The organism is Sphingomonas sp. UYP23, from assembly GCF_054059235.1.
In genome coordinates, this window is the sequence record NZ_JBSSBX010000001.1 from 3171063 (window position 1) to 3198061 (window position 26999).

Here is a 26999-nt window from a genome sequence, read left to right on the forward strand (position 1 = left end):
TGCCCTTGGTGCGCGCGACCTACAAGGATGTGCGGATGCGCTGGTTTCATTTCGGCTTGATGACGGTTCTGGCGTTGTTGACGGCAAGCGCCGCGCACGCCGATGGCGGCCCGATCGGGGCGCCGGGCGCCCATCACCTCGCGATCACGCTGGTGTCCGAGAGCGCGACCCCGGTGGCCGGGTCGACCGTGACGGTCGCGCTGGCGACGGTGCCCGAGGCGGGGTGGCACGGCTATTGGGAAAATCCCGGCGATGCCGGCTTTCCCGCCAAGCTCGACTGGAACTTGCCCAAGGGCGTGATCGCGAGCGAGCCGGTCTATCCCGTCCCGGGGCGGCTCGTCGTTGCCGACCTGATGAACTATGTGTTCGAAAAGCCCTATGCGCCGCTGGTCACGCTGAAGCTGCCGGCCGGCCTTGCCGCCGGGGCTGCGCTGCCGATCAAGCTGCACATGACCTATCTCGTCTGCTCCGCGACGGTGTGCGTGCCGGAAGCGGCGGATCTGTCGCTCGCGCTCACCGTCGGCGACGGCGCGATTGCGCCCGATACGCAGGCGCGCTTCGATGCGTGGCGCCGGGCCGTGCCAAAGCCGCTCGATGCGAAGGGAATCTTCCAGGCAAGCGACGGCCGCATCCGCATCGCGCTCCCGTACCCGGCGGGTGCGGCGCTCAAGGATGCCTATTTCTATCCGGTCACGACCGGGCTGCTCGACTATAACGCGGCGCAGACGGTGACGCAGGATGGCGACCGGCTGGTGGTCGAGACCAAGGCGGGCGCAACCGGCGCGGCAGGGCCGCTCGTCGGCGTGCTGCAGATCGGCGCGCAGCAGGGCCTGCGCGTCACGGCCACTGCAGGGACCGTTGCTGCGACGACGGCCACATCGACGGCGCCTGCGGGGGGCGTTCTGCTCGCGACGCTGGTCGCCTTTGCCGGCGCGATGTTCGGCGGGTTGATCCTCAACATCATGCCATGCGTCTTCCCGATCCTCAGCCTCAAGGCGCTGAGCCTTGCCCGCGGGCATCTCGACGAGGGCGCGGCGCGGCGTGAGGCGTTGGCCTACACCGCCGGCGTCGTCGCGGTGTGCGTCGGCCTGGGCGCGGCGATCCTCGCATTGCGCGCCGGTGGCACCGCGGTCGGTTGGGCGTTTCAGCTGCAGGATCCGCGCGCGATCGTCGTGCTGCTGCTGCTCACGGTGGCGCTGTCGCTCAACCTGGGCGGGCTGTTCGAGATTCCGACGCCGCAATTCGTCAACCGCTCGGGCGGGGCGGGTGGCGCGTTCGCGACCGGCGCGCTCGCGGCGTTCATCGCGACGCCGTGCACCGGGCCGTTCATGGGCGCGGCGCTCGGCGCGGCGCTGGTGCTGCCGTGGCCGGCGGCGCTTGCCGTGTTCGCCGGGCTGGGGCTCGGCCTTGCCATCCCGTTCCTTGCGCTCGGCTTCGTGCCGGCGTTGCGCAAGCGGCTGCCCAAGCCCGGCGCGTGGATGGAGACTTTCCGCCACATCCTGTCGGTGCCGATGTGGCTGACCGCGCTCGCGCTCGCCTGGGTGCTGGGGCGTCAGGCCGGGGTCAACGGGCTGACGCTCGGCCTCGGCGCGGCGTTGTTCGCCGGTTTCGCGCTGTGGATCGGCGGTCGTCGCCAGGCGCGCGGGCTGGCGTTCGGGTGGGGCGCGCTGATCGCCTTGCTGTTCGTCACGATCGGCGGCGCGGCGCTCGTCTCGCGCGCGCCGGCGCAGGCGGCGGTCGCCGAGGCGGGCAGCGAGCCCTTCACCGAGGCGCGGCTCGATGCGCTGCGCAAGGCGGGGTGGCCGGTGTTCGTCTATTTCACCGCCGACTGGTGCCTGACGTGCAAGGTCAACGAGAAGGCCGCGATCGAGACCGATGCGACGCGCAAGGCCTTTGCCGATCACAAGGTCGCGGTGCTGCTCGGCGACTGGACCAATGGCGACGCGACGATGGGCCGCTTCATCGAGGCGCATAACCGCGCCGGCGTGCCGCTGTACCTGTACTATGCGCCCGGCGCGGCCGAACCGCGGGTCTTGCCACAGGTGCTGACTCCGGGGATGCTGGCGGCGCTATGATCGCCCGCATCCTCGCCGCACTCGCCGCGCTGTTCGTCGGAATTTCTTCGGCGGGTGCGCAGTCCTCGCCCGCATGGTCGCGACCAACCGCGCCGTTCCATATCGCTGGACCGATCTGGTATGTCGGGACAGAGGGGCTGGGTGTCTATGCGGTGGTCTCGCGCGAGGGCACGATCCTCGTCAGCGGGCCGCTCGCGCAGAGCGCCGGGCTGATCGAACGCAATCTCGCGACGATCGGGGTGCGCCCGCACCAGATCACGTGGATCCTCAATTCGCACGCGCATTTCGACCATGCCGCGGCATTCGCCGAGCTGCGCCGCTGGAGCGGCGCAAAGCTTGTCGCCTCGGCCCGCGACGCCGCTGCGCTGCGCCGCGGCCGGCACGAGGCCGACAATGAAAACGGCCATACCCGCTTCGCGCCGGTACCCGTCGACCGCATCGTCCGCGATGGCGAGCAGGTGCGGGTCGGCGATGTGGCACTGACCGCGGTGCTGACGCCGGGGCATACGCCGGGCTGCACGACCTGGACGATGTCGGTCGTCGAACGCGGCCGGTCGTTGCGCGTGGTGTTCCCGTGCAGCGTGACGGTCGCGGGCAATCGCCTGATCGGCAATCGCGCCTATCCGGGGATCGTCGCCGATTATCACGGCAGCTTCGATCGCCTGGCGACGCTGCCCGCCGACATCGTGCTGCCGATGCACCCCGATCTGGTCGATCTGCTCGGGCAAGCCAAGCGTCGCGATGCGGGGGTGGCGGACGCATTCGTCGATCCCGCTGTGCTGCCGCATCTGGTGGCGGAAGCGCGGCGCGACTTCTCAAGCGCGCTTGCACGTGAAAGCAAGCGCTAGACGCCAGATTTCTTTTCAGCAGCGCTTGTGCGGCGCAACAATCCATCGCAGCATGGAACCCAAGATGTATCTGGGGGCTTATCATCTCGATGGGGACACGACCGGCGTTTGACGAAATCATGGGACGGGCGGGGTCGACGACCCCGCGGGACGAACTTGCCGCCTTGGGCGCCTGGATCGAGACCACGCCGGATGCCGAACTCCGCCGACGCCAACAGTCGGCCGAAGCAACCTTCCGCCAATTGGGCATCACCTTCGCGGTGTATGGCGAGAGCGATGCAAGCGAGCGGATCATTCCGTTCGACATCGTCCCGCGCATCTTCCTCGCCGACGAATGGGAGCGCCTGTCGGCCGGCCTCGTCCAGCGGGTCGAGGCGATCAACGCGTTCCTCCACGACATTTACGGCGAGCGCCGGATCCTTGCCGAAGGCGTGCTGCCGCCCGACCTGATCTTCGGCAATCCGCAATTCCGCCCCGAGATTGCCGGTATCCGCCCGCCGCACGACATCTGGGCGCATATCTGCGGGATCGATCTGGTGCGCACCGGGCCCGACGATTTCTTCGTGCTCGAGGACAATGCCCGGACCCCGTCGGGGGTGAGCTACATGCTCGAAAATCGCGAGGCGATGCTGCGGCTGTGCCCCGAACTGTTCCGCGAATTCCACGTCGCGGCGGTCGATTCCTATCCCGATCGCCTGCTCGAAACGATGAAGTCGGTCGCGCCGGTCGGCGTCGCCGCGCCGGTTTGCGTCGTGCTGACGCCTGGGCACTATAACTCGGCCTATTACGAGCACAGCTTCCTCGCCGATTCGATGGGGATCGAACTGGTCGAGGCGGCCGACCTCGTCGTCGATGACGATGTGGTGTGGATGCGCACGATCGCCGGCCGCGTGAAGGTCGATGTGATCTACCGCCGGATCGACGATGACTATCTCGACCCGCTCGTGTTCCGGCCCGATTCGATGCTCGGCGTGCCCGGGCTGATCGCCGCCTATGCCGCGGGCAATGTCGCGCTGCTCAATGCGCCGGGCAACGGGATCGCCGACGACAAGGCGATCTATTCGTACATGCCAGAGATCGTGAAATTCTATTCGGGCGGCGACCCCAAGCTGCCCAATGTCGAAACCTGGCGCTGCCGCGAACCGCAGGCGCTGAAATATGTGCTCGATCGGCTGCCCGAGCTGGTGGTGAAGCTGGTCGATGGCTCGGGGGGATATGGCATGCTCGTCGGCCCGACCGCGACCAAGGCCGAGATCGAGAGCTTCCGCGCCGCGTTGATCGCCGAGCCGCACCGCTACATCGCGCAACCCACGCTCGCCCTGTCGACCGTGCCGACGCTCGCCGCGGCAGGCCTGGCGCCGCGGCATGTCGATTTCCGGCCGTTCGTGCTGACCGGGTCGAAGGGCGTGCAGGTCGTGCCCGGCGGGTTGACGCGCGTCGCGCTCAAGGAGGGATCGCTGGTGGTAAATTCCTCGCAGGGCGGTGGCACCAAGGACAGTTTCGTCCTCATGGACAATGGCGCGGGAGGCCAACCCGTGGGTCAGCTGCACTCGCAGACGCAATCGCAGGAGCAGGTTTCGTGAGCGCGCTCGCCGCCTTTTCCGCACACCGGGGCGATCGGCAATGCTGAGCCGTACCGCATCGTCGCTCTACTGGCTCGGCCGCTATGTCGAGCGGACCGATTTCATTGCGCGGCTCGTCGAGGCGACCGTCCGGCTCGACGTCCTCTCGCCGCGCCCGGCGGGCGAGGCGGCGTGGGCCTCGGCGTTGGCCGTCACCGAAACCGACGCCGCTTTCGCGAAGACCGGCCAGAGCATCTCGCAAAACCCCGTCGCGCGCTTCCTGACGGTCGATTCGAGCCACCCAGGGTCGATCGTCCGCGCGCTCGACATGGCGCGCAACAACGCGCGCGCGGTACGTACCGCGCTGACCAAGGAAGCCTGGACCGGGATCAACCGCGCCTGGCTGATCTTCGACAACCGCTCGAGCCCGGGCGGTGCGATGGCGACGCTCAATCTGGTCGAGGCGGTCAAGGCCGAGACACGTGGGTTCGAGGGCGCGGTCCACCGCATGCTGCGCAACCAGACGACATGGTTCATCCGCCTGGGCCAGGCGATCGAACGCGCGGACAACACCGCACGGTTGCTCGACGTCAAATATCATATCCTGCTGCCCAAGGGCGAGTCGGTCGGCGGCGTGGTCGATCGCGACCAATGGACGACGATCCTGCAGACCGTGTCGGCGGTGACCGCCTATCGCTGGCTCTATTCGGAAGGGTTGAAGCCGGCGAACGTCATCGACCTGCTGATTGCGCGCTCCGAACTGCCGCGCAGCCTTGCCGCATCGGTCGAGGAAGCGGTCGAGATCCTCAACCTGCTCGCCAAGCGAACCGGGCTGCACGGCGAAGCCGACCGGATGGCGCGCAACCGGCACCAGCGCCTGTCGCGTACCAAATCGGGCGAGGTGATCACGAAGGGGCTGCACCAATATCTGCAGGGTTTCATCGCCGAGAATGATAATCTCCACATGGCGGTCGGCCGCCAGTTCAAGTTCACCTGATGCGGCTCGCGATCGATCACCGCACGACGTATCGCTTCACCAGCCCGCAGGCGCGGCTGACGCAATTGCTGCGGCTGACTCCGGAGGACACGCACGACCAGTCGGTCGCTGGCTGGAACCTCCATGTCGATTGCGACGCGCGGCTGCGCTACGGACGCGACGGCTTCGGCAATCGCACGACGATGCTCTATGTCGAGGGACCGATCGACAGCATCGAGATCCATGTATCGGGTGAAGTGCTCACCAACCGCTCGCACGGGATCGTGCATGGCGGGCACGAGCCGTTGCCGCCTGAATTGTTCCTGCGCGAGACAATGCTGACCAAGCCCAATGGCGAGATCGCCGGCTTCGCGCGCGCGATCGGCGAAAGCGATCCGGTGGCGCGCCTGCATGCGCTGAACCTCGCGGTGCACCGTCGCTTCGCGCTGTGTCGCGGGCGCCCGGTTGCGGGCCGCACCGCGATCGAGGCATTTGCCGAAGGGGAGGCGAGCGCGCGCGATCTGGCGCAGGTGTTCGTCACCGCGGCCCGGACGCTCGGCGTTCCGGCGCGCTACGTCTCGGGCTACAGCCCGGCGTGCATCGACGTCGCCGATGCGCGCCCCGCACCGCATGGCTGGGCCGAGGCGCATGTGCCGGGACTCGGCTGGGTGGCGTTCGATCCGTGTACCGGACTGTGCGCCGACGAAGCCTATGCGCGCGTTGCCGTCGCGCTTGATTCCGCCGGAGCCGCGCCGGTCGCGGGGTCGCGGCTCGGCGAGGGCGAGGAATTGCTCGACGTCGATCTGCACGTCGATCGCACGTCGGGGCAGTAAATCCAGATCCAGATCAGCGCGTCGTCACCAACTGTTCGGCCATGATCGCGTATTTTTCGGCGGGCGGCGAATAGACCGCATCCTCATCGACCAGCACGTTCCAGCCCTGCGGGCCAAGAACTTCGATCGGGCGATAGCGGATCTTGTAGGCCATCCGCGGCGATCCCTTCACCCAATAGCCGAGATAGACGTAGGGCAGTCCGACCGAGCGGGCGCGCAGGATGTGGTCCATGATGATCATGTTGCCGAGCCCGGGGCGATCCGCGCTATCGGCGTCGAAGAAGCTGTAGATCATCGACAGGCCATCGGCATGCTGGTCGGTCAGGCACGCGCCGATGAGCTTGCCGCGCTCGCCATGAAGCGAGGGTTCGCGATATTCGACGATGAAGCTGTTGACCGGCGAGTGCTCGACCATGTCGGCATAATCGCCCTCGTCCATCTCGGCCATGCCGCCGCCGGGATGGCGCGAGGCGAGGTAGCGGCGCAGCAGCTGGAACTGTTCGTCGGTTGCCCAGGGGCGACACGCCGAGACTTCGAGATCGGCATTTTTGCGCAGCTGCTTGCGCTGCGTGGCATTCGCCTCGAAGTCCGACACGACGACGCGAACCGAAACGCACGCGGTACAGCCCGAGCAGCTCGGGCGATACGCGACCGACTGGCTGCGGCGAAACCCGATCCGGCCGAGCGCATCGTTAAGATCGCTCGCTTGCTCTCCGCGCAATTCGGTAAACACCTTCCGCTCCTGGCGGCCGGGCAGATACGGGCAGGGCGACGGGCTGGTGACGAAAAATCGTGGAAAGCGGAATGGCGCTGTCACCGCGTAAGGTCCCTTGAAAAAGCGTGTCTTGCCGCCCCCAGCGGCCAGCTCGCATCGCCGTTATGAATCGTCGCGAACGTGATGAAAAGCGGCTTTACCAACAATAGTGGTTAATGCCGCATTTGCTGAATCGATTCAGCGCGCTGGCAATAAAATGCACCGATCCGGGCCCCTGCGATAGAGTCGCGGGACTCGGTTGGCCGCACGCCAGATTCGTTTCGTCACGCGAGTTCGACGGTACTCACTTCATAGCCTCCGGCGCGCAGCGCGGCCATCAGGCGGTCGAGATGCGCGCGGTCGCGCGTCTCGCATTCGACATCGGTGATCAGGCCCTTGGCGGGCAGCGTGGTGAAGACGCGCTGATGATAGATTTCGATGATGTTGACGCGCTCGGCATCGAAGATCCGCGCGACGTTGAACAGCGCGCCGGGCTGATCCTGGAGCCGGATCCGCAGCCGCGCGAGGCGGCCCGAGCGCGCCAGATCGCGCAGCAGGACGTTGGCAAGCAGCCGCGTGTCGATATTGCCGCCACACAGCACCACGCCGACGGTCTTGCCGGCGAAGCGCTCGGGATGCTGGAGCAGCGCCGCGAGTCCGGCCGCGCCCGCGCCCTCGACCACGGTCTTCTCGATCTGCAGCAACAGGCTGACCGCGCGTTCGAGATTGCGCTCGCTGACCAGCACGATGTCGTCGACCAGCGCCTTGACCATGCCCGAGGTGATCCCGCCCGGCTCCTTCACCGCGATGCCCTCGGCGAGCGTATCGCCCGCACACGGCATGTCGGTGCCGTTGATGCGGTTGTACATCGAGGGGAACAGCTCGGCTTCGACGCCGATCACCTCGACCGGATGGTCGGCAGCGGCCGCGACGACCGCCATGCCCGAGATCAGCCCGCCACCGCCGATCGGGGTGAGGAAGGTGTCGATGCTCGGCACGTCCTGCAGCATTTCGATCGCACAGGTGCCCTGGCCGGCAATCACACGGACATCGTCGAACGGATGGACGAAGGTCAGCCCGCATTCGGCCTCGAGCTCGCGCGCATGCGCGTATGCCGCATCGAACGTGTCGCCGAACAGCACGACGGTCGCGCCGTGGCCCTCGGTCTGCGTCACCTTCACGGTCGGCGTGTTGGTCGGCATCACGATCGTCGCCGGGATGCCGAGCCGGTTGGCGTGATAGGCAAGACCCTGCGCATGGTTGCCGGCCGAAGCCGCGATCACGCCGCTCGTCCCCGCGGGCAGCTGCAGCAGCGTGTTGAGCGCGCCGCGTTCCTTGTACGCCGCGGTGAATTGCAGGTTCTCGAACTTGAGATAGACCGTCGCGCCGGTCAGCTCGGACAGCGTCTTGCTGATGAAGGTCGGCGTTCGCACGATCTGGTCGGCAATCCGCGCGTGCGCAGCCTGGACGTCGGCGAGGGTGACGGGAAGGGTTTCGGGCGCGGGGCGGGGATGTGTAGCCATGCCGCCGCCTAGACCATCTGGCGCGACGAAGGAACATTGCTTATCGCCGTAACGATGCAGACCCGATCCTTCGCCCGTCGCGCCGCGCTAGTCCTCGCCGCGCTTTCGCTTCCGACTGCCGCTCTGGCCGATGGGCTGATCGACAACGTCACCGGTATCACGCTCGACAAGGACGGCAAGGTACTGCGCTTCACAGGCCTGCTGGTCTCGCCCGAGGGTAAGGTCGTCAAGCTGCTCGCCGACAATGAGAAGCGTCCGGTCAAGCTCGACTGGAGGGCCGACGAACACGGCAAGGTGCTGCTCCCCGGATTCATCGACGCGCACGGGCACGTCATGGAACTGGGCTTCCGCGCGCTCGAGCTCGATCTGTCGGGCACCAAGTCGCTCGACGAGGCCAAGGCGCGGATCGCGGCCTATGCCGCCGCTAACCCTGAGAAGAAGTGGATCATCGGCGGCGGCTGGAACCAGGAAGTGTGGAATCTCGGCCGCTTCCCGACTGCAGCCGAGCTCGACACCGTGGTCAGCGACCGTCCGGTCTGGCTCGCGCGCGCCGACGGCCATGCCAGCTGGGGCAACAGCGCGGCGCTGAAGGCCGCGGGCATTTCGCCGAAGTCCGTCTCGCCGGCCGGTGGGCGGATCGAGAAGACCGGCACGCAGCCGAGCGGCGTGTTCGTCGATGCGGCGCAGTCGCTGGTCGAGAAGGTCGTGCCGCAGCCGCAGCCCAAGGAGCGCGATGTCGCCTTCCTCAAGGCGCAGGAGATCCTGCTCGGCTACGGCATCACCGCGACCGCCGACATGGGCACGAGCATGGACGACTGGCTGGCGTATCGCCGCACCGGCGATGCGGGCAATCTGCGCGTGCGGATCATGAGCTATGGCATGGGGGTCGATACCGCGGTGCGGATCGGCGGCGCCGGGCCGACGCCGTGGTTGTATGACGACAAGCTCCGGATGGGCGGGGTCAAGCTTTATGCCGATGGCGCGCTCGGCTCGCGTGGCGCGTGGCTAAAGAAGCCGTATAGCGATGCACCCGGCCAGTCAGGTGCTGGGTTCATGTCCGACGACGTGATCCGCAATTACATGAGCGGCGCCGCGCTCGATCATTATCAGGTCGCGGTCCATGCGATCGGCGACCGCGCCAATGCCGAGGTCCTCTCCGCGATCGAGGATATGGCCGATACCTATAAGGGCGATCGCCGCTGGCGGATCGAGCATGCGCAGATCGTCGATCCGGTCGATCTGCCGCGCTTCGGCAAGAATGGCATCATCGCCTCGATGCAGCCGACGCACCAGACGAGCGACCGCGCAATGGCCGAAGCGCGGCTCGGGCCCGATCGGCTGGTCGGCGCCTATGCGTGGAACGCGATGCTGAAGAACGGCGCTACGCTTGCTTTCGGGTCGGATTATCCGGTTGAGAAGCCCGATCCGTTCGCGGGATGGGCTGCGGCGTTCACGCGGCAGGACGCCGATGGACAGCCGTTCGGCGGCTGGCGTCCGGAAGAGCGTATCACGCGCGAACAGGCATGGTGGGCGTTCACCGGTGCGGCGGCCTATGCCGGCTTTGCCGAGGACAAGTTCGGACGCCTCGGCGTTGGGCAGCGCGCCGACTTCATCATCGTCGATCGTGATCCGCTGCTCGCCTCGCCGACGGAACTCCGCGCGACCAAGATCGAACAGACCTGGATCGGCGGCGCGAAAGCGTGGAGCCGCAAGTAACAAAAAAGGCCGCGACGTCCCCCGATGTCGCGGCCTGTCTCCCGCCGCAGCGGGAGCGGTAAACCTTAGAGCCTCAGGCGACCGCCGCTGGGGTCATCATTTCGTCGGCCTCGCGCAGCACATAGCCGCGGCCCCAGACGGTCTCGATGTAATTCTCACCCTCGCAGGCGAGCGACAGCTTCTTGCGCAGCTTGCAGATGAAGACGTCGATGATCTTGAGCTCGGGCTCGTCCATCCCGCCATACAGGTGGTTGAGGAACATTTCCTTGGTCAGCGTCGTGCCCTTGCGCAGCGACAGCAGCTCGAGCATCGCATATTCCTTGCCGGTCAGGTGAACGCGGCTGCCATCGACCTCGACCGTCTTGGCGTCGAGATTGACCGCGAGCTTGCCGGTGCGGATGACCGACTGGCTATGGCCCTTCGAGCGGCGGACGACGGCGTGGATGCGGGCGGTGAGCTCTTCGCGGTGGAACGGCTTGGTGACGTAATCGTCGGCGCCGAAGCCGAAGCTGCGGACCTTGCTGTCCATCTCGTTGATCCCCGACAGGATCAGCACCGGCGTCTGGACGCGCGCGACGCGGAGCTTTTTCAGCACGTCGTAGCCGTGCATGTCGGGCAGGTTCAGGTCGAGCAGGATGATGTCGTAATCATACAGCTTGCCGAGATCCAAGCCTTCCTCGCCGAGGTCGGTCTTGTAGACGTTGAAGCCTTCGGCCGTCAGCATGAGCTCGATCGCCTTTGCGGTCGTCGGCTCGTCCTCGATCAACAATACGCGCATCTGGGCGGTCCCCGTTTCTCTTCAGACGTTCGGAGCCCCCTGCGGCCCGATCTGCCTGACACAAACCATTAACCTGATCAGTGATGAAGGCAAAAGGTTAATTTCGCATTAATCGGCCTGAATCCGCGAGTCGCGGGGCGATTCGGTATCGCCGGTCAGGTCCTCGCCAAGCACGTCACGGAGATAGAGGCTGCGCACGAGCGAAAATCCGACGACCAGCAGCCCGGCCGAGAAGAACAATCCGAACAGCCCGAACACGAAGCCGATCGCGATGATCGCGAACACCGTGATCGCGGGCGGGATGTCGATCACGCGGCTCTGCACATAGGGTGTGACGAAATTGGTCTGGATCACGCGGACGATCGCATAGGTGATCAGCGTGCCCATCAGCGGCGTCGTCCCCGCGGTCGCTGCAAGCCCGAGCGCGGGCAGCATCGCCGCGGTCGGCCCGACATAGGGAATGAATTCGCTGAGCCCCGCGAGCAATCCGAGCGCCCAGGCCGACGGCACCCCCGCGATCCACAGCCCGGTGCCGACGAGTAGCCCCATCGACGTCATGCCGATCAGCTCGGCGCGCAGCCAGAGACGCAGCGTGGTGCCGACATCGACCAGGGCATCGGCAAAGGCGGGCCGGACCGACGGCGGGACGAGCAGCAGCGCGCCGCGCTGATAGATTTCCGGGTCGGCCGAGAAGAACAGCGCGCCGACGAGCAGCAGGATGCAATTGAGCATGAGCTCGCCGCCGTCACTCAGCAGCCCGCCAATATCGCGCGCGACGCGCGACCCGGCGAACGCCGCCTTGACCGCCTCGACGATCTTGGCGCCGACCGGGGATTGCGACATCCAGCGCGACAGCTGGTCGAGCAGATGGGGAAGCTGCGTGACGAGCTCGTTGATCTGCTGCGCGAATTGCACGCCGAACAGCCAGCCGAGAAAGCCGATCACCGCCAGCACCGTGGTCACCGCGAGCGGCATCGTCGCGCGCTGCGGGACGACGCGGCCGTACAGCTCGGCGATCGCGCGGATCGCGACCGCGCCGAGCATCGAGCCGAATGCGAGGATCAGCAGATTGCCCGCGCGCCACACCACCGCAGTGAGCGCGACGATGAGGATCACGATCAGGACGCGACGGATGAAGCGGGCATCGTCGGCATCGGGGGCGAGGCGCTTCACGTTTCGGTGACGCAGGGATTGCGGACTTTTTCCGTCAGAAAATGCATCAACGCCTCGACGCGTGCCGGGCGCAGCGCGCTAGGCGGTGTCATCAGGTGCAGCGCGATCGGCGGGCCGTGCCAGTCGGCGAGCACGACTTCGAGCGTTCCAGCAGCAATGTCCGGGCCGACGATGAAATCGGGCAGCAATCCGATGCCGAGCCCGGCCCGTAGCGCCGGGAGCAGCGCATCGCCGCTGTTCGATGAAAGCGGGCCACTCGGCCGCACCGCCGCCTCGGCGCCGTCGGGGCCGAAGAAGCGCCATGGTCCGGTGACGTTGGTGTAGCCGAAACAGGCATGTTCGCCGAGTTGGGCCGGGTGGGTCGGCCGGCCGTGTCGCGCAAAATACGCGGGAGACCCGACGACATGGATGGCGATCGGTCCAAGTCGGCGCGCGCGCAGCGAACTGTCGGGCAGATCGGCGATGCGCAGCGCGATATCGAACCCCTCGGCGACGATGTCGACCTTGGCGTCGGACAGGATCAGCTCGATCTCGATGCCGGGATGAAGGTGCAGAAACTCTGCCACGAGCGGGGCGACGATGGCGAGGCCCAGCGTCATTGGCGCGCTAAGCCGGACCAGCCCGGTCGGCGTCGTCGCGGCATCGTGCGCGGCCTCCTCGGCGGCAACGGCTTCGGCCAGAATGCGCGCGGCGTGCTCGGCGAGGCCCTTGCCGGTCTCGGTCAGCGTCAGCCGGCGTGAGGTGCGATGGAACAGCGATTGCCCGAGATGTGCCTCGAGCCGCGTCACGGCTTTCGACACCGTCGCCTTCGATACGCCGATCGAATCGGCGGCGCCGCTGAACGAGCGATGTTCGACAACACTGGCGAAGATCGCCCAGGCTTCGAGATCGGGAAGACGCATTCGGTGGCAAGCTCCAAACAATGCGTTCTCTTATATGTCGAAACGATCGGTTTCCAGTGTTTCCATTTACCGCGCAATCCAAATGCCTATCTTGGTTTCAACGCAATTCCTTCGGGAGACCAACGATGATCGAGAAACGTTCGTTCGAAAGCCTCGGCCATGCCGAGCATGGCTGGCTCAATGCGCGCCACCATTTTTCCTTCGCCAATTACTACGAACCCGCCCGCATGGGCTGGGGCGCGATCCGCGTGTGGAATGACGACGAGATCGCCGCGAACAGCGGCTTTCCACCGCATCCGCACCGCGACATGGAAATCGTCACCTATGTCCGCAAGGGCGCGATCACGCACAAGGATTCGATGGGCAATGAAGGCCGCACCGGGGCGGGCGACGTCCAGGTGATGAGCGCCGGGACCGGCGTGCGCCATGCCGAGTACAATCTCGAATCGGAGCAGACGACGATCTTCCAGATCTGGATCGAGCCGAGCCGCAAGGGCGGATCGCCGAGCTGGGGCGCCAAGCCTTTCCCGAAGGACGATCGCTCAGGGCAGTTCGTGACGCTCGCGAGTGGCTTTGCCGAGGATACCGACGCACTGCCGATCCGTGCCGAGGCGCGCGTGCTGGCCGCGCTGGTGCGCGCTGGCGAGACGATAACGCATGAGGTTGGTCCCGGGCGGCATGCCTATCTGGTGCCGGCGACAGGATCGGTCGAGATTGACGGCCAGACCTTCAAGGCGCGCGATGGCGCCGCGATGGATGGCGGCCAGACCGTCACGATCACCGCGCTCGAAGACGCCGAACTGGTGCTGGTCGACAGTCAGTAATGTGAGCAATCCCCCTCCCGCTTGCGGGAGGGGTTAGGGGAGGGGCGTGCCGCAGGCACTAACCTCGCCCATTCAGACTTCCCTCCCCCAGCCCCTCCCGCAAGCGGGAGGGGCGCCAAGAAGAAGGATTTTTCCATGACCAAAGTTCTCGTGCTCTATTACTCGTCCTACGGCCATATCGAGCAGATGGCCGATGCCGTCGCCGAAGGCGCGCGCGCCGGTGGTGCCGAGGTCGACATCCGCCGCGTCGCCGAAACCGCGCCGCAAGCGGTGATCGAGGCCGCACATTTCAAGACCGATACCGCGCATGCCGTGATCGAGAGCCCCGATGCGCTTGCCGACTATGACGCGATCATCGTCGGCGCACCGACGCGCTTCGGACGGATGCCAAGCCAGATGGCGTCGTTCTGGGACACGACCGGTGGCCTGTGGTTCGGCGGCAAGCTGATTGGCAAGGTCGGCGGCGCCTTCACCTCGACCGCGAGCCAGCATGGCGGGCAGGAGACGACGCTCTTCTCGATCATCACCAACCTGATGCATCACGGCATGACGATCGTCGGCCTCGATTACGGCTTCAAGGGCATGACCGGCGTCCAGGAAGTGCTCGGCGGATCGCCGTATGGCGCGACGACGATCGCCGATGGTGACGGCAGCCGGCAGCCGCATGCCGAAGAGCTCGCCGCGGCGCGCTATCAGGGCAAGCGGATCGCCGAGACCGCCGCCAAGCTCACAGCCTGAACAACCTGCGCCTCCGTCGCTCGACCGGAGCGATGATCGGCGGAGGCAGCAGTTGCGGCAGTACGACCGGCGGCGGCACCGAGGGTGGCTTGAGCCAGATGTCCGACACGTCGGTCACCCGCGGGCTTGCCGGATAGGTCGCGCGCGCGCGGGCTACCGCCAGGCGAGCTCGCGCCGCACCCATCACGTTGACGTTGGCGCCGACCCAGCGCCAGTGCCACGGCTCCCACGTTACGCCCTGCGCATTGCCCATCGGAAACGACAGTTCGAAGCCGAACTCGGGCGCATGGCTGATCAACCAGCGCCCGGCCGCGGTCGTCGCCATGCACGTGTCGACATCGGCGCAGCCCGCCGACGGGCGAATTCCGAAATCGATCGCATAGCCCGTCGCGTGCTCGCTGAAACCCGGCGGCCCAACCGAGCGCGCGCGCATTGCCGGGTCGCCGCACCGGCCGGGACGGCCATTGTGGCAGAACACCGCGCGCTGATGCGCGATCGAGCGGAAGCAGGAAATACCGCGCAGCGTCGCGCCGACGCCGGGCGTCAGCGTGGCGGCGGTCAGCATGCGCGCGAGATCTGGCGCGGCGTCGCGGTGAACCATGCACGGCTGACCGAGCGCGAACCCGGGGGGCGCTGCGACCAATTCGGTCCGCGCGGTTTCGGGATACGGCAAGTGGCCAAGCATGCGCCCATCGGCCATCGCTGCGGGCAAGTCGCCGGCATAGACGCCGGGCGGAAGACTCGTCGGGGCCGGCGGGGAATTCGCGGTCTGTGCGAGCGTTGGCGGCGCAGCCCACAGCGCCAGCGCGATCCCCATCGCCCAAGTTCCGGTCCGTCGCACGGCGCGCCTCTGGCATGTCGGCGCTTGCGGTGGCAAGGGGGGGACATGCTAGCCAATCATGTTCTTTTTCTCGACGGCGAGGCGCTCGTCATCGACAAGCCCGCCGGTCTTCCGGTCGACCGTCCGCGCGATGGGTCGCTCAGCCTCGAAAACCATCTCGACGGGCTGACCTTCGCCTTCAAGCGCTGGCCGGTGCCGGTGCATCGGCTCGATCGCGATACGTCGGGCTGCCTCTTGCTGTCGCGCAATCCCAAGGCGCACGCCAGGCTGCAACAGGCCTTCGAGCAGGGGCTGGTGCGCAAGCGCTATCTTGCGGTCCTCGAGGGCGTGGTCGAGGGCGAAAGCGGGCTGATCGACCTGGCGCTCGCCAAGGTCAGCACGGCCGAGACGGGCTGGCGGATGGTCGGCGATCCGCTCGGCGCCAAGGGCAGCAAGGCGTCGCGCACCGCATGGCGCGTGCTGTCGATCAAGGACGGGCGCAGCTTCGTCGAGTTCATTCCCGAGACGGGCCGCACGCACCAGATCCGCGTCCATGCTGCCGAAGCGCTCGGCGCGGCGGTGGTCGGCGATCCGATCTATGGGAACGGCACCAAGGCGGCTGGCAGCGCGACGCTGCTCCATGCAGCGGAACTGACCGTGCCGCGCGCTGGCAAGGAACCGATCATTGCCAAGGCGCCGCTGCCCGAGCGCTTCATCGCGGCGGGGTTCACCGAGGCCGACGCGGCGGCGCAGGAATAGCGCTTTCCTCGCGTGACCTGACCGACTAAGCCCCGCGCTCCCCGGGGGGCCGCTGATGCGCGGCTGAGAGGTGGGCTGCAGCCCACGACCCGCTGAACCTGATCCGGTTGATACCGGCGTAGGGAGGGCTGGCGGCAGACTCCGTTATCCCTCCGTGTAGGAGTGACGACGGATGACGCGCAGGCTTTCCAGAATCGACGGTGGCTGTGTCGCGCGCGGGGCGCTCGCGCTCGCCATGCTGTCGGCCGCATTGGCCGCAGTGCCGGCGCTTGCCGAGGACAAGGACCAGCCTGGCGATATCGTCGTCACCGGCCATCCCGATCCCGAAGGGCTGCTGCCCGACCAGCACGCGCCGAAAGCGCAAAGCGCGATCTCGGCCGATTTCATCACCAAGCAGGCGCCGACGCTCAACGCGTTCCAGCTGGTCGGCCTGTTGCCCGGCGCCAACGTCTCGTCGAGCGACCCGTACGGCCTTTCGACCAGCTCGAGCCTGACGCTGCGCGGGCTCGGTCAGGACGAGATCGGGGTGCTGCTTGAGGGCGCGCCGCAGAACGACATCGGTTATTACTACGCCTATCCCGCGCAATTCGCCGATGCCGAGAACCTTAAGCAGATCACGCTCGCGCAAGGCGCGGTCGATATCGACTCGCCGACCGTCGGCGGGGCGGGGGGGCTGTTGTCGCTGACGCTCGACGATCCCAAGGCGAACCCGCAGGCGCTGGTCAATCTCTCGCTCGGGTCGTACGCCGCGCGGCGTGCCTTCGTGCGGGTCGATACCGGCACGATCGGACAGACCGGGCTCAAGGCGTTCCTGTCCTATTCGAACATCCGCGCCGACAATTGGCGCGGGGCGGGGTTTGATACGCGCCAGCATGTCGACGCCAAGCTCCTCAACGAATGGGGCAACGGCAACCGCGCGAGCCTTGCCGTGTCGTTCAACGACGCCAATTCCTCGACCTATCCCAGCCCGACGCTCGCCGACTGGAAGGCCGCGGGGCGCGGGTTCAATTACGATCGCGACTACAGCGCGGGAAACACCAATTACTGGCGGCTGTACCGCGCGCCGTTCCGCAACGTCTATGTCGCGGCGCCGCTCCATCTGGCGCTCAATGACCGGCTGACGCTCGACACGACGAGCTATCTCCAGTTCGGCTACGGCAATTCGCCCTATGGCACTGCGCTTGCCACCACCGGCAATTATCTCGGCACCGAGGCGCTGGGGCCGGTCGCGCTGCCCGGCGCGGTCGATGGCGAGGCGACCGTGCTCGGCAATTACACCGGCGAGCAGTTTCGCGGCGGCACCGTTGCCAAGCTCACGCTGGCCGCCGGGGCGCATCGGATCACCGCTGGCCTGTGGTTCGATTACGGCAAGGACCGCGTGCTGCAGACCTACGGCGCGGTGCGCGCGGATGGGCGTCCGGTCGACCCGTGGGGCTATCAGGAGAATGCGATCCGCACCGCCGATGGTCGCTTGCTCGCTTATGAGGATCAGCGCACCGTCACGGTAACCAAGGGCTTCTTCCTCGCCGACAGCATTACGCTGACGCCGCGGCTGAGCGTCGACGTCGGGTTTAAGGGCGTCGACCTGCTGCGCAACGGGCGCAACTATCTGCCCGGTCCGCAATCCGCGGTGCGTCGCGACAGCTTCGCGGCGCTCCCGCGCGCAGCGGTCCATTATCGGCTCGACGACCGGCAACAATTGTTCGCTAACATCACAACCAACTTCCGCGGGCCCAATGAGTTCACGCTCTACAACAGCTATGATGGCGGCGAGCTCAGCACGCAGGGAACCAACGCGCTCAAGACCGAATATTCGGTCTCGCAGGAGCTCGGCTATCGCTATATCGACCCAAGCCTGTCGGCGTCGGTGACCGCCTTCCATTACCATTTCCGCAATCGGCAGCTCGGCACGCTGGTCGATGTCGGCGGCGCGCAGGTCAATTCGACGCTCAATGCGGGCAGTCAGACCTCCTACGGCGTCGATGGCGAGATCGATTACCGCCCCGCCGCCGGCGTGAGCCTTTATGTCTCGGGCGAATATCTGCGCGCGCGGCTCGACAATGACCTGCAGGTCGGCGCGGATTTCCTGCCGACGCGTGGCAAGCATGCGGTGTCGAGCCCCACCTTCCAGGCAGGGCTCGGCGGGACCTATGACGACGGCCTCTTCTTCGGCAGCAGCGCGCTGAAATATGTCGCGCGGCAGTACGCCACCTTCGTCAATGACGAGAGCATTCCCGGCTATGCGACGCTCGATCTGTCGGTCGGCGTGCATCTGGCGGCGTGGCTCGACGGCAAGCGCACCGACCTGCGGCTCAATGCGATCAACGTGACCAATCCGCGCGTGCTGTCGGGCGTCGCGGCGGTCACCCCCAACGCGCAGGACACGATCGGGCGCGGCGCGAGCGTCATCGCCGGGGCGGCGCCGGCCTATTATGTCGGGAGCGGCGCGGCGCTGATCGCGACGCTGTCGCGCGTGTTCTGAGCGCATGGCCGCAAGCGCTCCGCATCTCGTGCACGGCATGGGCACCACGCTCGAGCCGCCGACCTGGCCCGCCATCACGCAGGCCGAAGCCGCGGCGGCACTCGCGCGTTTCCCTGCGGCCGGGCAGCTAGAGGCGCTCGAATGGCATTCTCCGCGGCCGTTCTCGGCGGCGGCGCGGGTGCGCACGACACGCGGCGTGTTCGTGCTCAAGCGACACCACCCGGCGGTGCGGACGCCTGCGGGGCTTACGGAGGAGCATGCCTTCATCGCGCATCTCGCGGCGGGCGGGGTGCCGGTGTCCGAGATCCTGCTGACCGACGAGGGGACAAGCGCGATAGCGGTCGGGGATTGGACCTATGAGCTCCATCGCCAGGGCGCGGGGCTCGACCTGTACCGCGAACGGCTTTCCTGGACGCCGTTTTTCTCCGTCTCGCACGCGCATGCGGCAGGCGCGTCGCTTGCCCGGCTGCACGCGGCCTCGCGCGGTTTCGCGGCGCCGGCGCGCGCGGTGCAGCCCTTGGTCGCGAGCTTCTCCATTCTTCCCAGCAACGACCCGGTGGCGGCGGCCGATGCGTATGTCGCCGCACGGCCGGCGCTTGCTGCCTTTCTCGAACCGCGCGACTGGCGGCCGGCGGTCGCGCGACTGTTCGCCGAGCTCGGCCAAGGTGTGTCGGACGCATTGGCGGTGCGCGAAGAGGTGTGGACGCATAACGACTGGCACCCTTCGAACGTCCTATGGAGCGCGGACGGGCAGGTGGAGACGGTGTTCGACTTCGGTCTCGCCGACCGCACCTGCGCGGTGCACGACCTCGCCACCGCGATCGAGCGCACCGCGATCGACTGGTTGGCGTTGGGGCAGGGGGCAGACGCGACGATCGGCCATCCCGAAACCGCGCAAGCGCTGCTCGCGGGCTACGCCACGGTCCGCCCGCTCGATCGCGGCGAGGTGGAGGTGGTGCTGCGCGTGCTCCCGCTCGTCCATCTCGAATTCGCGCTGTCCGAGATCGACTATTTCGCGGGCGTCGTCGGCGATGCCGCGCAGGCGAGCGTAGCGTGGGAGCAGTATCTGCTCGGCCACGCCGACTGGTTCCTCGCGCCACACGGACAAGCCTTCCTGCACGCGATCGAACGCGGGGTTCCCGGCTGATGTCCGCGCTCGAGATCGTCGCCGTCATCGTCAGTTTTCTGGGGATCTGGCTGACCGCCGCGCGGCGGATGCTGTGCTGGCCGATCAACCTGCTGGCCTGCGCGCTCTACTTCAAGCTGTTCCTCGACGTGCGGCTCTATGCCGACATGGTGCTGCAGGCGCTGTTCGGGATCGCCATCCTCTATGGCTGGATCATCTGGGCGCGCGGCAAAGAGGATAGCGGCGCGGTCGTGGTCGAGCCGCTCCGCGCGGTGCCGGCGGCACTCGCGCTGGCGGCGGGGGCGATTGGCGCGGTGACGATCGGGTGGGGCACCAGCCACTATACCGACGCGGCGCTTCCATGGATCGACGCCGCGCTGAGCAGCTTCAGCCTCGTCGCGCAATATTGGACCGCGCGCCGCCACCGCGCGAGCTGGCTGCTGTGGATTGCGGTCGACATCATTTATGTCGGCATGTTCGGGGTCAAGGGCCTGATGCTCACCGCGGGGCTCTATGCCGCGATGATCGTCCTCGCGGTCCTGGGGTATCGCCGCTGGCGCAGCGCGCAGCAGGTCTAGGCACCGCCCGACCACCGCTCTGGTACTTCTTGGTCAGCAACTGGTGCAAAGATACTAGGAACTGCACATCGACTGGGCTTTGTTGCAAAACTGATGGCGGGGATTCACGCAGGGAATCGAGCGGTATAGATAGGCGTAATGCCCAAACCTGCCGCACCTGTGTATCGTACGACGAACTGGCCTGAGTATAATGCGGCGCTGAAGCGGCGTGGGTCGCTGGAAATATGGTTTGATCCGGAGATGCACTGGCTTTCGAAGCCGTGTGGTCGCCCTGGTCGCCCGATGCGGTTTTCAGACAGCGCGATAGAGCTGTGCCTGACGCTGAAGACGCTGTTCAACCTGCCTTTGCGGCAAGTGACGGGGTTGGTTTCGAGCCTGATCAAAATGGCGGGGCTGGATTGGTCGGTGCCGGATTATACGACGCTGTGCCGACGGCAGAAGACGTTGAAGGTCAACCTCGGCGGGCGGATCAGCTCGGGCGGACTGCACCTGCTGGTCGACAGCACCGGGATCAAAATGACGGGAGAAGGCGAGTGGAAGACGCGCAAACACGGACCGTCCTACCGTCGCCAGTGGCGCAAGGTGCATCTCGGGATTGATGCTGGGACGCTGGATATCCGGGCCATTGAGGTCACGACGAATGCCATTGGTGACGCACCGACGCTGCCCGTTCTCCTGGCGCAAATTCCCGGAGACGAGCGGATACTCAGCGTCGGCGGAGATGGCGCTTATGATACCAGGGACTGCCATGCCGCTATTGCCGGGCGCGGTGCCGATGCGGTCATCCCGGTCCGCCGCAACGGGCAACCATGGGCAGAAGGCGGTCCCGGCGTCGATGCACGCAATGGAGCGCTACGCGCGACAAAGCGGCTTGGTCGCGCAATCTGGAAAAAGTGGAGCGGCTATCATCGCCGCAGTCTGGTCGAGACCAAAATGCACTGCTTCAAACTCCTGGGCCAGCGCGTTGTCGCCCGCACCTTCGATCGTCAGATTACCGAGCTCAAAGTCCGTGCTGCAATTCTCAATCGGTTCTCCGAAATAGGAACGCCGGTGACCGTCCGCATCCAATAACATCTTCAAGTAAAACGTCGGTCATGCTCTCGCGTAATTATGCAACAAAGCCAACCGAAACCGAGATTGCTTCGCTTACCAATGTCGAGTTGATGGCAGCGTGCCAGCGCACCGATGGCCAGCTAGCACCGGCATGACTGTGCGAGTGGCATTGCTGACCCTCGCTTGGCACATGTTGAGAAATGAAGAAGTGCACGCCGATTGAGCGTATTCAGCTGACCTGCCCCCGTCGAGTGGACCGGGTTGACTGTTAGTGGATTATGCTCGCCGCCGCCATATCCGGGCGGAGGTGGAGCGAAGCGGAACCGGAGGCCGGATATGGCGGTGAAGCCGTTTCCGGGGCCGGCGGTCGGTAGCCGAGGCTGCTGTGTGGGCGGACCGTGTTGTAATGTCGGCGCCATGCCTCGATCAGCACCCTTGCCTCGGCGAGGCTGTAAAAGATTTCGCCATTGAGCAGTTCGTCGCGAAGCGACCCATTGAAGCTCTCATTGTAGCCATTCTCCCATGGTGATCCCGGCGCGATGTAGAGCGTCTTCACTCCGATCTGTCCGAGCGGTGCTGTCAGTCTAACGCGAACCGCTCTCTCCAAGATGCATTTCGGACTTTGTGATTGGGCAACTAGCCCATGACCGATTGCCACTCGGCCTGTGCGGCTGAGCGGCGTTCCTTGTAGGTCTTGCGGTCGACGAGATGGCGTTCGAGGTTGAAGTGATTGTGGATGTTGGCGTGCACGTTGGCGAACTTTTGTAGGGTCTTCATCTGCCTGAATCTGAGCATCGCCCGCTCTCGTCGTCGGAAGGGCAGGTGGCTGTTTTCCACCCGGTTATTGGCCCAGCGAGCGACCTCCTGCTTCTCCTCGTTCCCAAGGTCCCTCATCGCTGCGCGATAGGAGCGAAGGCCGTCGGTCGCGATCGACTCCGGCGAGCCATGGCGCTTCAGCGTCTTTTTCATGAAGGTCAGCGCGGCGGCTTTGTCACGCGTCCTGGTGACGAAGCTTTCGAGGATCTCGCCTTCGTGATCGACCGCGCGCCAGAGGTAAACCATCTCGCCGTTGAGCTTCACGTACATCTCGTCGAGATGCCAGCGCCAGTGTCGGAAGCCGCGCATCCGGTTGGCGCGCTGCCGCCGGATGTCGCCGGCGAAGATCGGGCCGAACCGCCCACACCATTGCCGCACTGTCTCATGGCAAATGTCGATCCCGCGCTCGAACAAGAGATCCTCGACGTTTCGAAGCGATAGCGGGAACCGCACATACATCATCACGACCAGCCGGATCACCTCGGGTGACGAGTTGAAGCGGCGGAACGGGCTCGGGGGCAGGGCTCTCGATTTGCGGCTCATTGGGCCACGGTAGCGAACGCCTCGTTGGTCTGACAGAGCCTACTCAGGCCAGTTCGTCGTGCGATACACAGGTGCCGCAGGTTTGGGCATCACGCCCAGCTATCCCGCTCGATTCCCTACGCGAGGCCCCAACGTCAGTTTTGCAACAAAGCCGCTCGAACGGCTTATCCGTACGCTGGCACCGGTTGCATGCTACGTCCCCGATCTCTCCTGATGCCAATATTGCATGCCCCTATTCGATAATTTCACTTCCCGCTTCGGGGGAATCAGGTGAGCTTCTTATTCAGGGGGCGATAGCAACGCCGCTTCAGGAAACGAGCCAAAACAGGCCGCTGCATGGAATGACGATATCGACGGGGTATTTCTACAAGGGGGAATAATGACGAAGGTTCACGATCGCACGTGCCATTCAGATCGCCGCGCACATTCGCTCGCCATGCTGCTCGCCTCCGGCACAGGGCTGGCGCTCATGGCGCCCGGGATCGCTTTCGCCGCTACCCCCGAACCTGTTGCAGCGCAATCTGCCGCAGCGCAGGTGCCAAAGGCGACCAGCGACGACCAGCTTGGCGACATCGTTGTCACGGCAAACCGCTCGGGCGCCGAATCGCTCCAGAAAGTACCGATCGCGGTGTCGGTCGTGAACGTCGATCAGATCACCAAGTCAGGCCAGGGCAATTTGTCCGACCTTGCCAAATTCACCCCTTCGCTTTCGATCACGGAGAGCGCGCCCGGCTTCAATAAGTTCAATATGCGCGGGCTTTCGACCGGTGGTTACGCGACGTCGGACACGTCGGACCGCTCGCTCGTCGCCGTATATCTCGATGATACGCCGATCTCGGTGCAGGGGCAGACGCCGGATCTGAAGGTGTATGATCTGGAGCGCGTCGAAATCCTGCGCGGGCCGCAGGGCACGCTGTACGGCGCCGGCTCGATGGCGGGTACGATCCGCTTCGTCACCGCCAAGCCGCAGATGAACAAGGTGTTCGGTACCGCCGAAGCGGGCGTCGCAACGACCGAACACGGCGATGCGAGTTACAATTTCCGCGGCATGCTTAACGTGCCGCTCGTCACCGATGCTCTGGCGCTGCGCGCGAACTTCTATGTCGGGCGCGATGGCGGCTACATCGACAATATCGGGGCGTATAATAAGAACAACGTCAACTCCAACCGCACGTATCAGGGGCGTGTCGCGCTGCGCTGGACTCCGTCACCGGACCTTACGGTCGATGCCAGCATGACGTACGAGCGCAGCATCGCTAACGGACTGAGCCAGGGGCTTAGCGGTCTTGCACCCTACACCGTCTCCACCAATGGACCGGAGGGAACAGACGACCGCTTCCGCCTCTATCAGTTGGGCGCTGATTATGACGCGGGCTTCGCGAATGTCGTGGTGACAGGTGCCTATACCGACCGTGCGATCGGCTTCGATGCCAGCCCGGAACCGCAGATCGGCTATTTCTTCCAGGATTATCGCAGCGGAAAACCGGTCAGCAACACGACCTATCCGCTGTTCCAGGCGCCGAACTCGTACAACCAGGCGATCACTAACAAAATCCCAGCCGAACTGTATCAAATCGACCAGAAGTTGAAGGACGTGATGGGCGAGGCGCGCCTCGTGTCCAAGCCGGGCGGTCCGGTCAATTGGACCGTCGGTGTGTTCTACGAACAGCAGAACCGCCATTTGCGGCAGGACATCCCGACGCCGGGTTTTGATACCCTGTCGTACATGAATTACTTCTACGGCCCGTTCAACACACCGGGCGGCCTGTATGATTCGAAGGCGGTCGACGGCGCGTTCCAGTCGAATGATATCTTCTCAGGTCTCCAGGACGTCAACGAGCACCAGTTCGCCGCCTATGCCGACGGCACTTGGCACGTGACCCCCAAGCTCGATCTGACGGCAGGCCTGCGCTATTTCAACTTCAGCGAGAAATATTACCTGTACGAAGGCGGCGTATACGGCGTCATCAACCACGTGCCGCTCACCACCAATGCGCGACTGAAGTCCAACGGGGTCAACCCACGCGGCAACATCTCGTACAAGGTGACGGACGACTTCATGGTGTACGGTGAGGTCGCCAAGGGCTTCCGTTATGGTGGCGGCAACCAGCCGGTGCCGCTCGGTTCGACCGGCGTTGCCGGGCAATGCACGCAAAACCTTGCCGCTTATGGCTATGCCCAGGCGCCCCTAACCTTCGGCCCGGACAAGCTTTGGAACTATACCATCGGCGAAAAGGCCAAGCTGGCCGGCGGCCGGGTAACCATCAATGCCAGCGCCTATTACATCGATTGGTCGGATGTGCAGACGCGGCTGCGGCTGGATTGCTCATATTTCTTCACCGACAATAAGGGCAAGATCACGAGCAAGGGCATCGAGCTGGAAACGACCTTCAAACTCAGCCCGCAGATCACCGTGTCGGCGAGCGGATCCTATAACAGTTCCAAGGCGAACGGCAACATCCCGACGGTTGGCGCGTTCGACGGCGACCAGACGCCTTATTATCCAGCGTGGACGGGTGCTGCGACGATCTTCTACGACACGAATATCGGATCCGGTAGCGTGCATCTGCAGGGCAGCTACCAGTACCAGTCGCAGCAATACACGACCTTCAACAGCTTCGCGACGACCATCACGGGCGGCAAGCTGACCGCGACCGGTCCAAGCTCAAGCTATGCCGTCATCCCCGAGACGCACAGTCTCAGCGCCTCGATCGCTTACGATACCGGGCCGTTCGAGTTCGGCATTTACGGCAACAATCTCGCGGACGGCGTGAAGGTGACCAACGTCGGGCGGGCGACCTATTACAAGGTCTATCAGGCAGGCGACCGCATCACCCTGGCCCGCCCGCGCACGGTGGGTGCGCGCGTAAAGTACAAGTTCTGACCCGTTCGGATTTGGAATCGTGCGAAGGGGCGCGGGCGACCGCTCCCCGTTTCGTCCCCGGCGACTATCGCGTACGCGACCGGCGCGCCCAGGCCACACTCTGGCGGTAAATCAGCGTTGCGAGATCGCCCTCGACCACCGCCATGTCGACGACGTGGAATCCCCAGTCTGGCCACGCCGCATCGCCGACCGCGACCGGGCCGATCGTCGCCGCGATCAAATCGGTCGCAGCGCCCGGCGCGACCTTTACCGCAAGGTAGGTGAATCCGCGGCGCACGACGCATTCGCCCGAGAGCAGACCCGGCATCTTCACGAAGCGCGTCGTCACCGGTTTGCCCGATGCGGTCCAGACCTTGGGTTGCTGGAAGGTCGCAACGCCGCCTTTCCACCATGGAAAGCCAAGCAGTGGATCGAGCGGGGCAGGGCCACCCTCCAAGCGCGCCGGATTGGTGCAACCCGCGACGAGATCGTCCGATGCCGTCGCACCGATCGTGACGGCGCGGCCGAACAAGCCGATCACTGGCGGCGGATTGGTGTAGCGGTACGTGGCCCAGGTCACGACGCACTCGGTCTGCGCGGCGGCGCGGCACAGAGGCGTCGCCTTGAGATCGCCGCCGACATCCTTGCCACGCGGCACCATGATCGACGTGCCGGGCAGGATCGCGGAGAGCATCTGCCGCGCGATCGGCTTGCCGTCGATTTCATCCACCAGCAATTGCTTCAGCATCGCCGAACCCTGGCTATGGCCGACCAGCACGAATGGCCGGCCATGATTGTCATGCACCAGATAGTCGCGCCACGCCGCCAGCACATCGGCATAGGGGAGCGCAAAATCCGCCGCCGTTAGCTTCGTCCCCTTGCTCATCGCCAAACGTAGCGCGGGCAGCGTCACCTGGCGGTAGAGCGGCGCGAACACGCAACACGCGCTCCGTAAGGGTGCCGCCTGCGACACGACCATCCCGCGCTCGGCGTCGCCCGCGATCATGTCGCTATGCGGGGCGGGATCCATCGAGGTGGTGGGGTAGAGGTAGAAGCAATCGGCTTTGGGCGTCGCGGCGCGCCTGGCCGGTTCGACCCGCATCACGCCGTCCGGCGTCACCACCGTCGCGGCGAGATCGCTGCCGCACAGATCGGAATGGCCCGGTCGGCACAGCCATGTCTCGGGCTGGCGATAAGTGTTCGCCGCATCTGCTGGGCCTGCAACGAGAGCGGCAAGGATCAGCAAGGCGCTCATGG

General features: G+C 65.6%; 22 protein-coding genes, 1 pseudogene and 1 riboswitch. Of the genes and pseudogenes, 14 read left to right on the forward strand and 9 right to left on the reverse strand.

The genetic code is table 11. The features are described from left to right. Nucleotides 1–35: 35 nt before the first annotated feature. The 5 genes from ACVWYO_RS15665 (at nucleotide 36) to ACVWYO_RS15685 (ending at nucleotide 6294) form a co-directional block, all read left to right on the forward strand. Nucleotides 36–2075 carry a protein-disulfide reductase DsbD family protein gene (locus tag ACVWYO_RS15665; RefSeq protein WP_457352324.1) on the forward strand — a complete coding sequence of 680 codons (2040 nt, stop codon included), beginning with the start codon at nucleotides 36–38 and terminating at the stop codon, nucleotides 2073–2075. Next, nucleotides 2072–2923 carry a subclass B3 metallo-beta-lactamase gene (bla, locus tag ACVWYO_RS15670; protein ID WP_457352326.1) on the forward strand — a complete coding sequence of 284 codons (852 nt, stop codon included), beginning with the start codon at nucleotides 2072–2074 and terminating at the stop codon, nucleotides 2921–2923. Before ACVWYO_RS15665 ends, bla begins: the two co-directional genes overlap by 4 nt. 89 nt (nucleotides 2924–3012) lie before the next feature. Beyond that, nucleotides 3013–4506, forward strand: a complete 1494-nt coding sequence (locus ACVWYO_RS15675; protein ID WP_457352328.1) for a circularly permuted type 2 ATP-grasp protein — start codon at nucleotides 3013–3015, stop codon at nucleotides 4504–4506. 40 nt (nucleotides 4507–4546) lie between these two features. After that, nucleotides 4547–5482: an alpha-E domain-containing protein gene (locus tag ACVWYO_RS15680; RefSeq protein ID WP_457352330.1), complete on the forward strand. Its 936-nt coding sequence runs from the start codon at nucleotides 4547–4549 to the stop codon at nucleotides 5480–5482. Next, complete coding sequence (locus ACVWYO_RS15685; RefSeq protein WP_457352331.1) at nucleotides 5482–6294, forward strand: transglutaminase family protein; 813 nt, start codon at nucleotides 5482–5484, stop codon at nucleotides 6292–6294. The genes ACVWYO_RS15680 and ACVWYO_RS15685 overlap by 1 nt, the downstream gene beginning before the upstream one ends. 13 nt (nucleotides 6295–6307) lie before the next feature. Here the strand turns inward: ACVWYO_RS15685 and ACVWYO_RS15690 are convergent, their stop codons facing one another. Both ACVWYO_RS15690 and ACVWYO_RS15695 read right to left on the reverse strand, forming a co-directional pair. After that, complete coding sequence (locus tag ACVWYO_RS15690; RefSeq protein ID WP_457352333.1) at nucleotides 6308–7111, reverse strand: arginyltransferase; 804 nt, start codon at nucleotides 7109–7111, stop codon at nucleotides 6308–6310. 221 nt (nucleotides 7112–7332) lie between these two features. Next, on the reverse strand, nucleotides 7333–8571 hold the full coding sequence (locus tag ACVWYO_RS15695) for a threonine ammonia-lyase (protein ID WP_457352336.1): 1239 nt from the start codon (nucleotides 8569–8571) through the stop codon (nucleotides 7333–7335). 54 nt (nucleotides 8572–8625) lie between these two features. On the opposite strand from ACVWYO_RS15695, the gene ACVWYO_RS15700 reads away from it, so the two are divergent. Then, nucleotides 8626–10287 (forward strand): amidohydrolase, encoded by a 1662-nt coding sequence (locus ACVWYO_RS15700; RefSeq protein WP_457352339.1) that lies wholly within the window; start codon nucleotides 8626–8628, stop codon nucleotides 10285–10287. Nucleotides 10288–10360: 73 nt separating this feature from the next. Here the strand turns inward: ACVWYO_RS15700 and ctrA are convergent, their stop codons facing one another. From ctrA to ACVWYO_RS15715, 3 genes are all read right to left on the reverse strand, one after another. After that, a complete protein-coding gene (ctrA, locus tag ACVWYO_RS15705; protein ID WP_457352341.1) occupies nucleotides 10361–11065 on the reverse strand; it encodes a response regulator transcription factor CtrA in 705 nt (234 codons plus the stop codon). Between the two features lie 108 nt (nucleotides 11066–11173). Beyond that, the gene (locus ACVWYO_RS15710) at nucleotides 11174–12238 is read right to left on the reverse strand and encodes an AI-2E family transporter (protein ID WP_457352343.1); all 1065 of its coding nucleotides are present in this window, start codon (nucleotides 12236–12238) and stop codon (nucleotides 11174–11176) included. Further along, nucleotides 12235–13140, reverse strand: a complete 906-nt coding sequence (locus ACVWYO_RS15715) for a LysR substrate-binding domain-containing protein (RefSeq protein WP_457352345.1) — start codon at nucleotides 13138–13140, stop codon at nucleotides 12235–12237. The genes ACVWYO_RS15710 and ACVWYO_RS15715 overlap by 4 nt, the downstream gene beginning before the upstream one ends. A gap of 125 nt (nucleotides 13141–13265) precedes the next feature. Here ACVWYO_RS15715 and ACVWYO_RS15720 point away from each other — a divergent pair, with 125 nt between their 5' ends. Beyond that, the gene (locus ACVWYO_RS15720) at nucleotides 13266–13964 is read left to right on the forward strand and encodes a pirin family protein (protein ID WP_457352346.1); all 699 of its coding nucleotides are present in this window, start codon (nucleotides 13266–13268) and stop codon (nucleotides 13962–13964) included. 135 nt (nucleotides 13965–14099) lie between these two features. Beyond that, complete coding sequence (gene wrbA, locus ACVWYO_RS15725) at nucleotides 14100–14702, forward strand: NAD(P)H:quinone oxidoreductase (RefSeq protein ID WP_457352348.1); 603 nt, start codon at nucleotides 14100–14102, stop codon at nucleotides 14700–14702. On the opposite strand, the gene ACVWYO_RS15730 is transcribed toward wrbA, so the two are convergent. After that, nucleotides 14692–15543 carry a M15 family metallopeptidase gene (locus ACVWYO_RS15730; RefSeq protein ID WP_457352350.1) on the reverse strand — a complete coding sequence of 284 codons (852 nt, stop codon included), beginning with the start codon at nucleotides 15541–15543 and terminating at the stop codon, nucleotides 14692–14694. The two genes, wrbA and ACVWYO_RS15730, sit on opposite strands and share 11 nt — an antisense overlap. Before the next feature lie 45 nt (nucleotides 15544–15588). Between ACVWYO_RS15730 and ACVWYO_RS15735 the strand changes: the two genes are divergently transcribed. The 5 genes from ACVWYO_RS15735 (at nucleotide 15589) to ACVWYO_RS15755 (ending at nucleotide 21538) form a co-directional block, all read left to right on the forward strand. After that, on the forward strand, nucleotides 15589–16281 hold the full coding sequence (locus ACVWYO_RS15735; RefSeq protein WP_457352352.1) for an RluA family pseudouridine synthase: 693 nt from the start codon (nucleotides 15589–15591) through the stop codon (nucleotides 16279–16281). Between the two features lie 32 nt (nucleotides 16282–16313). Continuing rightward, a riboswitch (TPP riboswitch) is annotated at nucleotides 16314–16423 on the forward strand. Between the two features lie 30 nt (nucleotides 16424–16453). After that, nucleotides 16454–18763 carry a TonB-dependent receptor gene (locus ACVWYO_RS15740; RefSeq protein WP_457352354.1) on the forward strand — a complete coding sequence of 770 codons (2310 nt, stop codon included), beginning with the start codon at nucleotides 16454–16456 and terminating at the stop codon, nucleotides 18761–18763. A 4-nt stretch (nucleotides 18764–18767) separates the two neighbouring features. Then, on the forward strand, nucleotides 18768–19910 hold the full coding sequence (locus tag ACVWYO_RS15745) for a phosphotransferase enzyme family protein (RefSeq protein ID WP_457352356.1): 1143 nt from the start codon (nucleotides 18768–18770) through the stop codon (nucleotides 19908–19910). Further along, complete coding sequence (gene pnuC / locus ACVWYO_RS15750) at nucleotides 19910–20467, forward strand: nicotinamide riboside transporter PnuC (RefSeq protein ID WP_457352357.1); 558 nt, start codon at nucleotides 19910–19912, stop codon at nucleotides 20465–20467. The genes ACVWYO_RS15745 and pnuC overlap by 1 nt, the downstream gene beginning before the upstream one ends. 138 nt (nucleotides 20468–20605) lie before the next feature. Then, entirely contained in the window at nucleotides 20606–21538 is a 933-nt protein-coding gene (locus ACVWYO_RS15755) for an IS5 family transposase (RefSeq protein WP_457348219.1), read from the forward strand. 250 nt (nucleotides 21539–21788) lie between these two features. Here ACVWYO_RS15755 and ACVWYO_RS15760 read toward each other — a convergent pair. Continuing rightward, nucleotides 21789–22091: pseudogene (locus ACVWYO_RS15760) on the reverse strand (integrase core domain-containing protein); the annotation flags it as partial. Between the two features lie 65 nt (nucleotides 22092–22156). Further along, nucleotides 22157–22879, reverse strand: a complete 723-nt coding sequence (locus ACVWYO_RS15765) for an IS6 family transposase (RefSeq protein WP_457352358.1) — start codon at nucleotides 22877–22879, stop codon at nucleotides 22157–22159. Between the two features lie 379 nt (nucleotides 22880–23258). Here ACVWYO_RS15765 and ACVWYO_RS15770 point away from each other — a divergent pair, with 379 nt between their 5' ends. Continuing rightward, nucleotides 23259–25763 carry a TonB-dependent receptor gene (locus ACVWYO_RS15770; RefSeq protein ID WP_457352360.1) on the forward strand — a complete coding sequence of 835 codons (2505 nt, stop codon included), beginning with the start codon at nucleotides 23259–23261 and terminating at the stop codon, nucleotides 25761–25763. 64 nt (nucleotides 25764–25827) lie between these two features. On the opposite strand, the gene ACVWYO_RS15775 is transcribed toward ACVWYO_RS15770, so the two are convergent. Then, on the reverse strand, nucleotides 25828–26997 hold the full coding sequence (locus ACVWYO_RS15775; RefSeq protein WP_457352362.1) for a DUF3089 domain-containing protein: 1170 nt from the start codon (nucleotides 26995–26997) through the stop codon (nucleotides 25828–25830). Nucleotides 26998–26999: the final 2 nt, after the last annotated feature.